Origin of the sequence: Streptococcus sp. Marseille-Q6488, assembly GCF_946902925.1 — a bacterium.
GTDB lineage: Bacteria > Bacillota > Bacilli > Lactobacillales > Streptococcaceae > Streptococcus.
Genome location: NZ_CAMPPZ010000008.1, coordinates 29,162 through 44,493, shown reverse-complemented (window position 1 = coordinate 44,493; position 15,332 = coordinate 29,162). Strand labels below are relative to the sequence as shown.

16 protein-coding genes are annotated in these 15,332 nt (G+C 41.1%); 5 read left to right on the top strand and 11 right to left on the bottom strand.

The window, feature by feature from the left end; all coding sequences use genetic code 11:
- Window positions 1–62: 62 nt before the first annotated feature.
- On the top strand, window positions 63–248 hold the full coding sequence (cibA, locus tag OVN23_RS03365; protein WP_267240515.1) for a fratricide two-peptide bacteriocin subunit CibA: 186 nt from the start codon (window positions 63–65) through the stop codon (window positions 246–248).
- Between the two features lies 1 nt (window position 249).
- On the top strand, window positions 250–402 hold the full coding sequence (gene cibB / locus OVN23_RS03360) for a fratricide two-peptide bacteriocin subunit CibB (protein WP_049502598.1): 153 nt from the start codon (window positions 250–252) through the stop codon (window positions 400–402).
- 322 nt (window positions 403–724) lie between these two features.
- Here the strand turns inward: cibB and OVN23_RS03355 are convergent, their stop codons facing one another.
- Entirely contained in the window at window positions 725–940 is a 216-nt protein-coding gene (locus OVN23_RS03355; protein WP_000282475.1) for a hypothetical protein, read from the bottom strand.
- 279 nt (window positions 941–1,219) lie between these two features.
- On the opposite strand from OVN23_RS03355, the gene OVN23_RS03350 reads away from it, so the two are divergent.
- Together OVN23_RS03350 and rnjA are read left to right on the top strand one after the other, a co-directional pair.
- Window positions 1,220–1,453 carry a DNA-dependent RNA polymerase subunit epsilon gene (locus tag OVN23_RS03350; protein ID WP_000639572.1) on the top strand — a complete coding sequence of 78 codons (234 nt, stop codon included), beginning with the start codon at window positions 1,220–1,222 and terminating at the stop codon, window positions 1,451–1,453.
- Between the two features lies 1 nt (window position 1,454).
- Window positions 1,455–3,134 (top strand): ribonuclease J1, encoded by a 1,680-nt coding sequence (gene rnjA / locus OVN23_RS03345; protein WP_143952736.1) that lies wholly within the window; start codon window positions 1,455–1,457, stop codon window positions 3,132–3,134.
- A 200-nt stretch (window positions 3,135–3,334) separates the two neighbouring features.
- On the opposite strand, the gene mnmG is transcribed toward rnjA, so the two are convergent.
- From mnmG to OVN23_RS03295, 10 genes are all read right to left on the bottom strand, one after another.
- Complete coding sequence (gene mnmG, locus OVN23_RS03340; protein WP_267240514.1) at window positions 3,335–5,248, bottom strand: tRNA uridine-5-carboxymethylaminomethyl(34) synthesis enzyme MnmG; 1,914 nt, start codon at window positions 5,246–5,248, stop codon at window positions 3,335–3,337.
- 9 nt (window positions 5,249–5,257) lie between these two features.
- Window positions 5,258–5,713: an NUDIX hydrolase gene (locus tag OVN23_RS03335; RefSeq protein ID WP_267240513.1), complete on the bottom strand. Its 456-nt coding sequence runs from the start codon at window positions 5,711–5,713 to the stop codon at window positions 5,258–5,260.
- A 140-nt stretch (window positions 5,714–5,853) separates the two neighbouring features.
- Window positions 5,854–6,975, bottom strand: coding sequence for a tRNA 2-thiouridine(34) synthase MnmA (mnmA, locus tag OVN23_RS03330; RefSeq protein WP_267240512.1), 1,122 nt, complete (start codon window positions 6,973–6,975; stop codon window positions 5,854–5,856).
- 50 nt (window positions 6,976–7,025) lie between these two features.
- Window positions 7,026–7,151 carry a hypothetical protein gene (locus OVN23_RS03325; RefSeq protein ID WP_267240675.1) on the bottom strand — a complete coding sequence of 42 codons (126 nt, stop codon included), beginning with the start codon at window positions 7,149–7,151 and terminating at the stop codon, window positions 7,026–7,028.
- Window positions 7,135–8,526, bottom strand: coding sequence for an argininosuccinate lyase (argH, locus tag OVN23_RS03320; protein WP_173270164.1), 1,392 nt, complete (start codon window positions 8,524–8,526; stop codon window positions 7,135–7,137). The genes OVN23_RS03325 and argH overlap by 17 nt, the downstream gene beginning before the upstream one ends.
- 28 nt (window positions 8,527–8,554) lie before the next feature.
- Window positions 8,555–9,751: an argininosuccinate synthase gene (locus tag OVN23_RS03315; protein WP_050285169.1), complete on the bottom strand. Its 1,197-nt coding sequence runs from the start codon at window positions 9,749–9,751 to the stop codon at window positions 8,555–8,557.
- Between the two features lie 16 nt (window positions 9,752–9,767).
- A complete protein-coding gene (locus OVN23_RS03310) occupies window positions 9,768–10,574 on the bottom strand; it encodes an ABC transporter substrate-binding protein (protein ID WP_267240511.1) in 807 nt (268 codons plus the stop codon).
- Window positions 10,575–10,780: 206 nt separating this feature from the next.
- Window positions 10,781–11,422, bottom strand: a complete 642-nt coding sequence (locus OVN23_RS03305; protein ID WP_050285167.1) for an ABC transporter ATP-binding protein — start codon at window positions 11,420–11,422, stop codon at window positions 10,781–10,783.
- Complete coding sequence (locus tag OVN23_RS03300) at window positions 11,419–13,527, bottom strand: bacteriocin-associated integral membrane family protein (protein WP_267240510.1); 2,109 nt, start codon at window positions 13,525–13,527, stop codon at window positions 11,419–11,421. The genes OVN23_RS03305 and OVN23_RS03300 overlap by 4 nt, the downstream gene beginning before the upstream one ends.
- A gap of 54 nt (window positions 13,528–13,581) precedes the next feature.
- Complete coding sequence (locus OVN23_RS03295) at window positions 13,582–13,866, bottom strand: lactococcin 972 family bacteriocin (protein WP_050242664.1); 285 nt, start codon at window positions 13,864–13,866, stop codon at window positions 13,582–13,584.
- A gap of 383 nt (window positions 13,867–14,249) precedes the next feature.
- Here OVN23_RS03295 and OVN23_RS03290 point away from each other — a divergent pair, with 383 nt between their 5' ends.
- A complete protein-coding gene (locus tag OVN23_RS03290; protein WP_267240508.1) occupies window positions 14,250–15,140 on the top strand; it encodes a helix-turn-helix domain-containing protein in 891 nt (296 codons plus the stop codon).
- Window positions 15,141–15,332 lie beyond the last annotated feature (192 nt).

Here is a 15,332-nt window from a genome sequence, read left to right as displayed (position 1 = left end):
TGTTCACTTTTCCTTTTCTTTTACGAATATAAAAGTGAACAAGAAAAAAGGAGGAAAGTTCAATGACAAATTTTAACGTTCTTGACAATCAATTTTTATCCTTATCTGAAAATGAATTATCAGATATTGATGGCGGTCTCGCTCCCTTGGTTATCTTTGGAGTAGCAGTATCTTGGAAAGCTATTGCAGGTGGAACAGCACTTATAGGTTCTGGTTTGGCAGCTGGTTATTTTTTAGGAGGAGATTAATATGATGAAAGATTTGAACAACTATCGTGAAATTTCTAATAAGGAATTGCAAGAAATCAAGGGTGGTTTTGGTGTAGGTGTTGGTATCGCTTTATTTATGGCAGCTTATACCATTGGGAAAGATCTCCGTAAAAAGTTTGGTAAGTCATGCTAGATAAAAAACACATTTTTAGAAGGATAAATTTTATCTTCTTCATATCTTACAGTTTGCTCAGCATTCTCAATGATTTAAACATGACTACTATCCCTTTACCAATTGATTTATCTGTTTGTATTGTTTTATTTTTATGCTTCAACTCTATTTTTGAACAGAAGAATCATTAACATAAAACTAATAAGCTATGAAAATTCGATTGTCATGTCATTTTAGAAAAATGCAAAACCGCCTCATCTGGATAGATGGGGTGGAATTTTCGTATAGTAAATCTACTATCTCTATATCCCCAAACAAAAATGCCCCTGCATGAGCAGGGCATCTAAGCATTTAATCCAAAGTAAAATACAAACCAAACGACATAGGTTACGAGGAGGAGAAAAAGCGAGTAGAGAGTCACAAAGGTAATTTTCCACAAGAACTTGGTTTGTCGTTGTTCCAGTTTGGCAAATAGAAGATTCCCCGCATAAACGCAAGCAACAAAAACAATAAAAGCTACCAAGCGAGCTCCGATAGCAAAAGCAAATAAGTTATACATAGGGCAACCTCCTTGACTTAAAAACTATATGGAATTATGACAAGCAATAAATTTCACTTCCATTATCAATATAACACATTTTTGTTTTTTTGCAAGCGTTTACTCGACAAATCGTCCTGTGACTTTCTCGTTTCCGTCTTTTACTAATTTTTCATTTTGTGGTATAATTGAAATAATTGTAACGAATCAAGGTCAATCTAGACACAAAATGGAATGAAATCAAGCAAATCTATGCTAAAAGTTTGGAATAAGCTGACCTGTAAAATAGAAAGGAACTATATGATTTACAAAGTTTTTTATCAAGAAACAAAAGAACGTAGCCCACGTCGTGAAACAACACGCGCACTTTACCTAGACATCGATGCCAGCTCAGAACTTGAGGGCCGTATCGCTGCTCGCCAACTTGTCGAAGAAAATCGCCCAGAGTACAATATCGAGTATATCGAACTCTTGTCTGACAAATTGCTAGATTACGAAAAAGAAACTGGCGCCTTCGAAATCACGGAGTTCTAATATGGCCTATACTCTTAAACCTGAAGAAGTCGGCGTTTTTGCCATCGGTGGTCTGGGAGAAATCGGGAAAAACACATACGGGATTGAATACCAAGATGAGATTATCATCGTCGATGCTGGGATTAAATTCCCAGAAGATGACTTGCTGGGTATCGACTATGTCATTCCTGACTACTCTTACATCGTAGACAATATCGACCGCGTCAAGGCTGTCTTAATCACACACGGACACGAGGACCACATCGGTGGGATTCCATTCCTACTCAAGCAAGCAAATGTCCCTATCTACGCTGGGCCGCTTGCCTTGGCTTTGATCCGTGGGAAACTCGAAGAACACGGCCTCTTGCGCAACGCCAAACTTTACGAAATCAACCACAATACTGAGTTGACCTTTAAAAATCTCAAGGCAACTTTCTTTAGAACGACTCACTCTATTCCAGAACCTTTGGGGATTGTCATTCATACTCCTCAAGGGAAAATTGTCTGTACGGGTGACTTCAAGTTTGACTTAACACCAGTTGGTGAACCAGCAGACTTGCACCGTATGGCAGCTCTTGGTGAAGACGGTGTACTCTGTCTCCTGTCTGACTCGACAAATGCAGAAATTCCAACCTTTACCAACTCTGAAAAAGTCGTTGGCCAGTCCATCATGAAGATTATCCAAGGCATAGAGGGACGTATCATCTTTGCATCCTTTGCCTCAAATATCTTCCGTCTCCAGCAAGCAACAGAAGCTGCTGTTAAGACTGGGCGCAAGATCGCTGTCTTTGGTCGTTCGATGGAAAAGGCCATTGTCAACGGAATCGAGCTTGGCTACATCAAAGCTCCTAAGGGAACCTTTATCGAGCCAAATGAAATCAAAGACTACCCTGCAGGAGAAATTCTGATCCTCTGTACAGGTAGTCAAGGCGAGCCTATGGCAGCCCTCTCTCGTATCGCCAACGGAACCCACCGTCAGGTGCAACTCCAACCAGGCGATACCGTTATCTTCTCTTCAAGTCCAATCCCTGGAAATACGACTAGCGTCAACAAGCTGATTAACATCATTTCTGAAGCTGGTGTCGAAGTTATCCACGGTAAGGTTAACAATATCCATACATCTGGACACGGTGGCCAGCAAGAGCAAAAACTCATGCTCCGCTTGATTAAGCCAAAATACTTCATGCCTGTCCACGGTGAATACCGCATGCAAAAAGTCCATGCTGGACTTGCGGTGGATACTGGTGTTGAAAAGGACAATATCTTTATCATGAGCAATGGTGATGTGCTTGCCCTCACTGCTGACTCAGCTCGTATCGCAGGCCATTTCAACGCCCAAGATATCTATGTCGATGGAAATCGTATCGGTGAAATCGGCGCAGCTGTCCTCAAAGATCGTCGCGATCTATCTGAAGACGGTGTCGTTCTGGCAGTCGCAACTGTTGACTTCAAGTCTCAAATGATTCTGTCTGGTCCAGACATCCTCAGCCGAGGCTTTGTCTACATGAGAGAGTCTGGTGACCTGATTCGCCAAAGCCAGCGTATCCTCTTCAATGCAATTCGTATCGCACTAAAAAACAAGGACGCTAGTGTTCAATCTGTCAATGGTGCCATTGTCAACGCTATTCGCCCCTTCCTTTATGAAAATACAGAACGTGAACCGATCATCATCCCAATGATCCTCACACCAGATGAAGAATAAAGCAAGAAAACAGCCCCGTCTTCGGAGCTGTTTTTCTCTATACTTTCTTTTGAGATTGAAACTCAATAAAAATCGAAATCAGACTAGAAGGCTAGGCGAAAGCATAACTTGAGTTAGCTCTCATAGTTCGGAGAACTATGAGAGGCTGGAGATGAATCAAAGCCAAGCTTTGAACTCATTCGTAAGAAGCCGACGACGTATCATTTTGATTTTTGAAGAGTTTTAGAAATACTACGATTTTTACCTTCAAGATACACCATCAAAATAGAAATATCTGCTGGGTTTACTCCCGAAATACGGCTGGCTTGGCCGATGGTTTCTGGATTGATAAGTTTGAACTTCTGACGGGCTTCCGTCGCAATAGAATCAATATCATCCCAATCAATATTGGCTGGAATGCGTTTTTCTTCCATGCGTTTCATCTTGGCAACCTGGTCCATGGCTTTGGAAATATAGCCTTCGTACTTGATTTCTGTTTCAATCAATTCGATAATCTTGTCATCCAAGTCCTCTGCAGCTGGTCCGATAAAGGCCACCACATCTTGATAAGAAACTTCTGGACGGCGAAGGAATTCCTTGGCTGTCACTGCATCGGTCAACGGCTTGAAGCCCATCTCCTCAACCTTAGCATTGGTTTCCTTGACTGGCTTGAGTTTGATGCTGTCTAGGCGCTTCATCTCATTGTCAAATTGATTTTTCTTGATTTCAAAGCGAGCCCAGCGTTCATCATCCACAAGGCCAATCTCACGTCCCATCTCAGTCAAACGCATATCAGCATTGTCATGACGGAGAATGAGACGGTATTCAGCACGACTGGTCAAAAGACGATAAGGTTCGATAGTCCCCTTGGTTACCAAGTCATCAATCATCACCCCGATATAACCGTCACTGCGCTTCAAAATCAACTCAGGCTTGCCTTGGACTTTCAGAGCCGCATTGATACCCGCGATAATCCCTTGGCCTGCTGCCTCTTCGTAACCTGACGTTCCATTTGTCTGACCAGCAGTGAAAAGTCCTGAGATTTTCTTGGTTTCCAAAGTCGCACGCAACTGGTGAGGCAAGACCATATCATACTCAATGGCATAACCTGTTCGCATCATCTCTGCATTTTCCAAACCTTTGATAGAATGAACCAAGTCACGCTGAACATCCTCAGGCAGACTGGTTGAAAGTCCTTGAACATAGACTTCCTCAGTATTGCGCCCTTCTGGCTCAAGGAAGAGTTGGTGACGTTCCTTGTCCGCAAAGCGCACAATCTTGTCTTCAATCGACGGACAGTAACGAGGCCCCACTCCCTTGACCACACCTGTAAACATAGGTGCACGATGGAGGTTGTTTTGGATAATCTCATGACTGATACCATTGGTATAGGTCAACCAGCATGGCACTTGATCTTTGACATAATCCTCATCACGTGAAGTATAAGAGAAGTGATTTGGCGCTTCGTCCCCTGGCTGAATCTCTGTCACATCGTAGTTGATAGAAGAAGCCTTGACACGTGGAGGGGTTCCTGTCTTGAAACGACCAATTTCGAGTCCTAATTCCTTAAGGTTATCAGCAAGGTTAATAGAAGCCAAGCTGTGGTTAGGACCTGATGAATACTTAAGGTCTCCAATGATAATTTCTCCACGGAGAGCAGTCCCTGTCGTCACAATAACAGCCTTGGCAGCATACTCTTGGTGAGTAGCTGTACGGACACCGACAACCTTACCATCTTCAACCAAAATCTCATCAATCATGGTCTGACGAAGGGTCAGATTTTCTTGATTTTCAACTGTCTTGCGCATTTCCTTAGAGTAAAGCTCCTTGTCAGCCTGCGCACGAAGGGCACGGACAGCTGGCCCCTTCCCTGTGTTGAGCATCTTCATCTGGATGTAAGTCTTGTCAATGGTTTTGGCCATCTCGCCACCGAGGGCATCAACTTCACGCACGACAATTCCCTTGGCAGAACCACCGATAGAGGGATTACAAGGCATGAAAGCCAGCATTTCAATGTTGATAGTCGCAAGCAGGACCTTACAGCCCATACGGCTAGCAGCTAAGGAAGCCTCGACACCAGCATGTCCCGCACCGATTACAATAATATCGTATTCTTCAGTAAAATTATAAGTCATATTTCTCTCCTATTCCTCAAGATGAATGTGTCTTAGTTGGCCGTCCCAATCTGGCAGGGCTGTTTTTAAAAAGGCTGGAACTAGATTGATACCCTCAAGCTTGTCTATGTCAATCCACTCACAGGGCTGCCTTTTCTCATCTTCCTGCATGGTCAATGGGGCATCTTCAAGCAAATCCACCAGATAATGAAACTCGATATTGTGATAGGAAACACCGTCCTGTTCAAAACGATTTTCAACCACAAAAGCTAGCTGCCCAGCTTGAGCTTCGACACCCAGTTCTTCCCTCACTTCACGGACTACCGCGTCTTCCGTACTTTCATTGACTTGAATCGCACCTCCAATTGTGTAATATTTGCCCTTATCTTTGGTAACTAGAAGCTTGCGATTTTGAAGAATCAAAGCTGTCGCCCGAACGCCAAAAACCGTATTTCCTACTTTTGTCCGAAAGTCTTGCTGAATCATTTTTGTCCTTTCCCTTAAACGACACAAAAACAGTCAAAACTCCAAAGAAGTGCAGGACAAAAAAGCCTGCAACATCCATGAGCTTTGACCATCATTTCTATTGCTTTTATTATTGTAGCAAATTGAGAAAATTTGTCAATCTAAATGTATTGACAAACTTGTCCATCTCGATAAGCATTGTCAATCAAGCCACCACCTAGACATTCTTCGCCATCGTAAAAGACAACTGCCTGTCCTGGTGTAATAGCGCGTTGCGGTTCCACAAAGATAACCTCTGCCTTGTCTCCTTTGACATACACTGTCACCTTAGAGTCAGGTTGACGGTAGCGGAATTTTGCTGTGCATTCTAGCGTAAATTCCTCTGGCATCTCACGAGTAAAGTGGACTTGGCTAGCCTCTAGGCTGGTTGACATGAGCGAATCATGGTAGAAACCTTGACCGACATAGAGGATATTCTTGCTTAGGTCTTTTCCGACAACGAACCAAGGGGCATTGTCACCGCCGTGTTGCCCACCGATACCGAGGCCACCACGCTGACCAATCGTATAGTACATCAGGCCTGCATGCTCGCCCATATCGCGACCATCCACTGTCATCATGCGACCAGGCTGAGCTGGCAGGTAGTTGCTGAGGAAATTTTTAAAGTTCTTTTCTCCGATAAAGCAAATCCCTGTCGAGTCTTTCTTCTTAGCAGTCGCAAGGCCTGCTTTTTCTGCTAGTTCTCGCACTTCCGGCTTTTCCAAATGTCCCAGTGGGAACATAGTTTTTTGAAGTTGTTCTTGCGACAGTTGGCTGAGGAAATAAGTCTGATCCTTGCCATTGTCCACGCCACGAAGCATATGAACAGTACCATCTTCATCACGCGCCACTCGGGCATAATGCCCAGTCGCTACATAGTCTGCCCCCAAGGTCATGGCATAGTCCAAAAAGGCCTTGAACTTGATTTCCTTGTTGCACATAACATCTGGATTTGGCGTGCGTCCTGCACGGTATTCCGCTAGGAAATACTCAAAAACGCGGTCCCAGTACTCTTTTTCAAAATTGACAGAGTAGTAGGGAATGCCAATCTGGTCTGCTACCGCAGCCACATCCTTATAATCTTCGGTCGCCGTACAGACTCCGTTTTCATCTGTGTCATCCCAGTTCTTCATGAAGATACCGATCACATCGTAGCCCTGCTCCTTGAGAAGAAGAGCCGTCACCGACGAATCGACACCACCACTCATCCCCACGACAACACGTGTTTTAGAGTTATCACTCATGGTAAGTCTCCCATCTATTCGTTTATTCACGATTGAAGGTCGTGTGTGCTTCAACGATTGAAGGTCGCTTGAGCAGTATTCATTATAACACGCTTGGTTAGAGAAGACAAGAAAGAGGTTGTCAATCGACCAACCTCTTGTTCTGAACCTATCAATCTATCACTTTCTAGCTTCATTCGCTTTCTTAGCAACTGCAATCTGGTATTTCACTTGGTCAAATCCTGTACCTCCCAAGGAATTTCGTCTTTGAACAGCAGTTTTAGGTTGCAAGTAGACATAAATATCCTCGGCAATGAGGGAATGATAGGTTTGTAATTCCTCCAAAGTCCAATCTTGAATATTTTTAGCAGACTTGATAGAGTCTAGCACTAATCTTCCTACAACCTCATGAGCTTCTCTAAATGGCAAACCTTTCCCTGCCAAATAATCTGCTAACTCAGTTGCATTTGAAAAGTCCTTCTCTGTCGACTCTTGCATTTTTTCCTTGTTTACCTGCAAACTAGATAACATACCTGCCAACACATCGAGGGAATTTAAAATCGTTTCGACCGTATCAAACATTCCTTCCTTATCCTCTTGCAAATCCTTATTATAAGCTAAAGGCAAGGACTTCATGACTGTCAACAGTCCAAACAGATTCCCATAGACTCTACCAGTCTTTCCTCGAATCAACTCAGCCATATCTGGATTTTTCTTTTGGGGCATAATAGAGGAACCTGTTGTAAACGTATCTGACAAGGTAATGAATTGGTACTCAAAACTACACCAATTGATCATTTCTTCGCAAAAACGGCTCATATGCATCATGAGTATGCTGGCATTGGATAGAAATTCTAAGATAAAATCGCGGTCACTAACAGCATCCAAAGAATTTGTATAAGGTTGCTTAAACTCCAGCAAATCGCTAGATAATTGGCGATCAATGGGGAAAGTCGTTCCTGCCAAAGCTGCCGCACCTAGAGGGCATAGGTCTGTATGCTGCTGGTTAAATTCAAAACGTTCACTGTCTCTTTGAAACATATTGTAGTAAGCCATCAGGTGGTGGGCAAAACTAATAGGCTGGGCATGTTGCAGATGGGTATAGCCCGGCATGATCGTCTCCACATGATTTTCCGCCAAGTCTAATAAAACACCCTTGAGATGAGTCAGCTTATCTAGGACATGACCTAGTTGCTCCTTGAGATACAAGTGCATATCTGTCGCAACTTGGTCATTTCGAGAACGAGCCGTATGTAACTTCCCTGCAAGGGGACCGATTTTTTCTGTCAGCAACACTTCCATATTCATATGAATATCTTCGTTTGCAATATCAAAGTCAAGTTGGCCTGCCTCTAGCTCTTCTAAAAGCTCTTTCAAGCCTGCTTGAATCTTTTCTGACTCATTCAAACTCAAAATGCCCGTCTGACCCAACATCTGAACGTGGGCTAAAGAACCAATCACGTCAAATTTAGCTAATTTCTGGTCAAAAGATATACTCGCACCAAAGCGCTCTACCCAGTCTTCGACAGTACCTTCAAATCGACCACCCCATAATTTTGTATTCTTAGCCATATCACATCCACCTCTCTATCCAATCGCCCTATTTGGCACTTTTTTGAACCTCAGAATGAACCTTGGTTGGAAGTCCCCACAACTTAATAAAGCCAACAGCCGCATCTTGGTCAAAGGTATCTGCACTAGTATACGTCGCCAAATTTTCATCGTAAAGTGAATTTGGTGATTTCCGAGCCACGACCTGAGCGCTTCCCTTATAGAGTTTAACTTTTGCAGTCCCATTGACAACTTTTTGAGTCTCTTTAATATAAGCAATCAAGGCTTGTGTAGCTGGACTAAACCACAAAGCATTATAAATGAGATTTGATAATTCATTTTCTATGATTGGTTTAAAATGAGCTACTTCTCTCACAAGCGTCAAATCCTCAATTTCCTTATGAGCTGTCAGCAGGGTCACCGCCCCTGGGCATTCATAGATTTCTCTTGATTTAATCCCAACCAAACGATTTTCCACGTGGTCAATCCGTCCGACCCCATGCTTTCCAGCTATTTCATTGAGTTTTTGAATCAAATCTGCCAATTTTAACACTTCTCCATTGAGGGAAACTGGAACACCTTCACTAAACTCAATCTCAATGTATTCTGGCGTATCTGGAGCTTGCTCTGGAGAAGTTGTGATGCCAAAGGCTTCTTCTGGAGCCTGATTCCATGGATTTTCCAAAATACCACACTCATTGGCACGTCCCCAAAGATTTTGGTCAACAGAGTAGGGATTGTCAAGGTCAGCAGGAACAGGTACCCCATTTTCCTTGGCATAATGAATTTCTTCCTCCCGAGACCATTTCCATTCACGAACTGGCGCAATCACTTTTAAATTGGGATCCAAGGCTGCAATCGATACTTCAAAACGCACTTGGTCATTCCCCTTACCTGTACAACCATGGGCAATTGTAGTCGCTCCTGTCTGATGCGCTATTTCAACCAATTTTTTAGAAATCAGAGGGCGGCTCAATGCAGATACCAAGGGGTACTTTTGTTCATAATAGGCATGTGACTGAAGAGCCACTAGCACATAATCTGTAGCAAATTCGTCCTTAACATCAATGACATAAGACTCGACTGCCCCAACCTTGAGAGCCTTATCATGGATGAAATCTAAGTCTTTCCCTTCACCCACATCCATACAAACTGCAACAACATCATAGTCTTTCTTTAACCAGGTAATAGCAACTGATGTGTCTAAACCGCCAGAATAGGCCAAAATTACTTTTTCTTTACTCATATTCTTTTCCTTCTTTCTATTTTTCAATGGATGCTTTAAAGGCATCCTCAATGAGTTTGTCTAATTCCCCAGACTCCTTCAACTTTTGAATGGTTTTATCGACTGCCTCTTTCAATTCCTTGCTATCTTTTTTCATGGCGACCGCGTAGGAATCATCTTGCTCTTTTTCAAAATCGAGGTCTGCGATTGCTAAATCAGGATTATTTTCCACAAATCCCTTGGCAACAGGTTCTTCAAAGATGACGGCATCCACTTGTCCTGATTTTAAATCTGTGATTAAATTCCCATTTTTAGGTAGAGATACGAGGGAAGAATTTTGTAGCAAATCTTTCGCCATCGTCTCTTGAATCGAACCTTTCTGTGCTCCGACCTTTTTCTGCGCCAAGTCGTTTACAGACTGATAAGTGGCCAAGTCAGATTTTTTGACAATGAGTTTATTTTTTGCAGTATAGTAGGGAATGGAAAAGTCAAACACCTTGCTCCGTTCATCTGTCTTAGAAACACCTGATATGGCAAGATCAGCTTTTCCTGATTGAACACTAGCCAGTACATTGTCAAAACTCATAGGTGATAGTTCCAATTCGACGCCTAGTTCTGTTGCGATAGCCTTGGCTAATTCGATATCTGAACCCACAACCTGATTTTTCCCATCAACCACTTTTTGGTATTCAAATGGAGCAAAATCTGGATTAAGGGCTATAACCAATTTTCCTTTGGACTTGATGGCTTCAATTCCAGCCGATTGATTGTTACTACAAGCAAATAGTAGGGGGAGCATCACTAAACCAAACATCGCCATCAACACCTTCTTCATCTTATTCATAACAAAGCCTCCTTTATGTTTATTCCTTTTGTTTGTATAAATAATACACCTATCTTCATCCTTTGTCAAGCCTAAATTGTATTTTTTTTCAATTTAAAACAGAAAAACCTAGGAAAATTACATAAAAATGTCATTCCTAGGCGTATTTATGGTATTTCTCTTTTGGAAATATGAGTATTCAGTCAGTCAAATGAAGCTGAACGAACTCATTTTCCCTCGCCCAATTCAATGATCCGATGACATTGTTGGGCTACATAAGCATCGTGGGTCACGATAATGACTGTTTTCCCTTCTCGATTCATCTCTAAGAGAAACTTCAAGACCAAATCTCTATTTTCAGGATCCAGCGAACCTGTCGGTTCATCGGCTAAAATCAGCTGGCTGGGTTTTAAGATGGCTCTAGCAACTGCAATTCGTTGTTGCTCCCCACCAGACAACTCGGAGACCTTTTGATGCAAAGTAGCTGACAAACCTACTCTCTCTAAAATCTCTTCCACCTTTTTGAGCTTGTCTTTCTTAGACAATTTCACATATTTCAGCGCCAGCATGAGATTGTACTCGACCGTTTCATCATCAATCAGGGCAAAATTTTGAAATAGATAAGAGATATGTTCACGGATTATTGTTTGCGACTTAGCAGAATTGACCGCTAGATTTGTCTGACCAAAAATCTCATACCGTCCACTATAATCACCATCTATCAAACCTAATAAATTTAACAAGGTTGACTTACCACTACCACTCTTGCCAACAATGGCTACCAAATCCCCCTGATCAATCCTGAGAGATAAGTTATCCAAAATCACTTTTCCCCCAATGGTTTTGGTAATATTTTTCAACTCAATCATAAGATTCCCCCTTTCAATAACTCTACTAGACTTCTTTTCTCCATCCTAGAAGCCAAGACTAACACAAATAGTATATCCAAACATGTAAAACCTGCAAAAAGTAGGAGTGGCAAGAGCGCATGGGCAAAGAAAATCAAGACTAGAAGAGGGAGACTATAGCCCAGCAAGAGCAGAACGAGGAGAGGGCGGTAGCGATCGACCAGTTTCCACCCCATAAACTTCTTGGTAATGATATCCCTGCGCTTCAACAAGAAAGTGGTAACGAGTAAAAAGTAGGAAATCATCATGCTAAGGAGACCAAACAAAGCAAAGAGTAGGTTAAAATTCCGAACAGCATCTCTATAAGAATCCACTTTCTCTTGTTGAATGGCTTGAATAGATGAAAATTTTAAATAATTTCCATCTGACAATTTCTCAACTAACTCTGTAATCTCTTTTTGATGTTGAACCGTATTTTCAATTTTAATCGGATTATTTAAGCCAGTTGTTGACAGGGAGGCTTTCTCATCCCACATCATATCAGAATCATTGACCAAGCTAATAATTGGATTGGAGAGATTTTCCTTTCGCTTATCACTATATGGGAAAAATGACCAATCTCCTTCATAATAGGCAATCTCGACATCCATCTCCTCTATCGTTCGTTTTTGCTGCTCTTCATACTTCATCGAATGAAAGGCAATTAACTTCCCCAAGAGCTGATTTTTATCTTCTTCACCTTTCGTACTTGCTGGCATCAAAATAACTTTTTTAATACCGGTATCTGGTAGCTTGAATCCCTTGCTCTTTAGAAAATTGCGATTGGCATAGTAAACATCCACCGTATCTGTTAACTGATATTGCTGAATCTGTTCTGATTGGACAAAATTTTTTACAGGAAGACTGCTACTCTGCACATAGCCCGCCTGCGTTTTTTCTACCAAATCCTGATAAAATCGATAGAAATAATCTGTAGATTTCCCTGACCCTGCTAGCTCTTCTTGCCACAGATTATCATTGAGTTTGAAGGTTTCTAAGGTCAGGTAATTACCTTGACTTACCCACTGTTGCTGATAAGCAAGTTCTTTGTTTTCTTGTTCTAAACTTCTGCCCACCCCAATCAGTAAGGCCGTCAGTAAAATAGTTGTCCCTATTTTCATCACATAATTGAAGATAAGACCAAATTTGAAAGATGAAAAACCTTTCAGCAGAGAGCTGATTGTCATTTTTTGGATTAAGAGGTAAGTCAACCAACTGATAAAGAGATAAAGCTGCAACAGCAAAAAATGAGACAACCACAGCATAGGAAACAAATCTTTTGGCTTATAATCAAGCAAGAAAAACACGCCTAGATTGATCACAAGAGCCCCACCTAGGAGGAGGTAAAGGTTGCCTTTTACAACATCAGCTAAAACAGCCCTATCTTGAAAACCAAGTAATTTTTGTACCCCAACTCTTTTCATCTCCATCATCGGTTGATACACTGTCACTAACACAAGAAGCAAAATAGCCAAGACAAAAACAATGGCAGATAAAAGCAAATCTCGATTTATGACTTCCACTGCACTTTTGTAGGTCGGCTCTAGCAAGGTAGCCTGGTCTATCTTGAAAAAATCGCTCCATCTCTGTACAATCCTATCCTTATCCATCTCTTGTGTAGAAGTTATCGTATAGCGACCATTTAAACTACGAGATGTATCCTTGATATAGGTTTGAAAAGTCATAAGCTGAATAGGCTTGGCTTTTAGAAAGGTCGGAATCGTACCAAGTTTATTAGAAATTTCTTTATTACTGTAGACTCCTTCACCATCTGTGGTAAAATCAAGAGAAGAAATCCCAAACTCTTGGTAGGGGAAGGTATCTTTATCAAAAACACCAGACTTGATTACCTCATCACCACTGTCTGTTTTGATGATGGAGACCTTGTACTCCTTTGATACATCCTCAAAAAATCGAAGAACAGACGCTGCAGGTTCGTTAATATCTTTCAAATACAAATCCAAAGAATCTACAGTCTTTCCCATTTCTTGAATCCGAACCGCTTCACGTGTGTAGTTTACATTAAAAACAAAAAAAGTGGTACACAGCAACAGCAGAAACATACAAAGATGACTGATTTTTTTCATAAAAGTACCTCCACTAAAGTTCTCCCTCTCCTAATAGAAGAGGGAGAATTTCACTTAAAATCCATAGAAATATTCCATTCCTGTTGGTGGAATTTGATTAAGGGCAGCTTTAGCCCAAACCTCGGGATCTTCACGATCCTTAGAGATTCTACCTCCATGCTTAACAGTTGCTGTATGAGATCGAGTAGAATGTAAATAATCAGAATATCCAAAAGTTCCTGTCCAACCTACTCCATAGTTCCATTGACCACCATCAACCCATACTGCTAAAGCATTTGTAGTAGCAAGTATACCACATACCATTAAAGATGCAACACCAATTTTAACTAATTTTCTCATGATTTATTTCTCCTATTATTGAGAGCTGTTCCGTAAAAACAGCTATAGTAATTTATCAACAAGTATCGTAGTCCATTGGACTCACCTTCCTTTCATTTTTACAACTAGCGCATTATATCGGCCAGTTCCATGGGAAAACCGTAGCAATGCTGAATAAGAAAGCAAGAAGAACTAAAAAGCGAAAAACTTTTTTATTCATACTTTTTCCCTCCTATCTGTATTTTGTATCTATAGTATACCTCTTCTTTATTCTATTTTAAAATTAGTTAACTTTTTTCACACATTATTTTAGTTTTCTTTTTTACTATTCCTGTTACTATGATACAATATTTTTAATTGGATTTTATTATTTATTAACTTTTTTCACAAAAAGGAGAAAGCCCATGCGTTATGATTTCGGGAAAGTATATAAAGAAATACGCGAGTCAAAAGAATTGACCCAAGAAGAGGTCTGTGGAAATGTCATCTCAAGAACCAGCCTATCAAAGATTGAAAGCGGCAAGGTAACTCCCAAATATGAAAATATGGAGTTTCTTCTTCGGCAAATCAATATGAGTTTTGAAGAGTTTGACTATATCTGCCATCTCTATCAACCGAGCCAACGAACAGAAATCATGCAAACCTATCTCAATATGAGCTCAACCCTAGGGACTAGTGAACTCGAAAAACTATTTCAAAAATGCCAAGACTATCTCAAAACCCACCACGACCTACCTATAGAAGAAATCAGGGATATGCTGGAAGTTGTTATTTATCTCCGTCAACATGGGACTGGGGAACTGTCAGATCAAGTGAAACAGACTATCAAAAATCTTTGGGAAAAAATTGAAAAACAAGATACATGGTATGAAAGCGATCTAAAAATCCTCAATACCATCCTTTTCAGCTTTCCCATCGAACACCTCCATCTCATCACTGGAAAAATATTGCAACGCCTAGAAGTCTATAAAAACTACCAACATTTATATGACTTACGAATGGCAATCCTACTCAATCTGTCCACCATTTACTTATACCATCAAGACAAAAACATGTGTCAACAAATCTGCTATACTTTACTAGAGGATGCCAAGAAAAAGAAGCACTACGATAGGCTTGCTATCTGCTATGCCCGTATCGGGATTTGTAGGGATGACGCTAGACTTATCCAAAAAGGTTTCTCACTTCTGGAGCTGACCGAGGAAACTTCTATGCTGTCTCATCTCAAAAAAGAAGTAGAGACCTATTATCAACGGAAGGAAAGAGAAAAGGGCTTAGAAAAAACTAACTTCTAAATAAAACCACACTGTAATTCCAATCTTGAATACAATCAAGTTGAAAGGAATACCCTGTGGTTTTTAAATTTTTGAAGTTTCATAGGTCAGTTTGTTGGATAACGTTATAAGAAAATTCAGGCTCATCAATAGAAATCTTAATCCCCCTACTACTATCTGTTTACCTCTAATATATTCTAATTTTCTTTAATC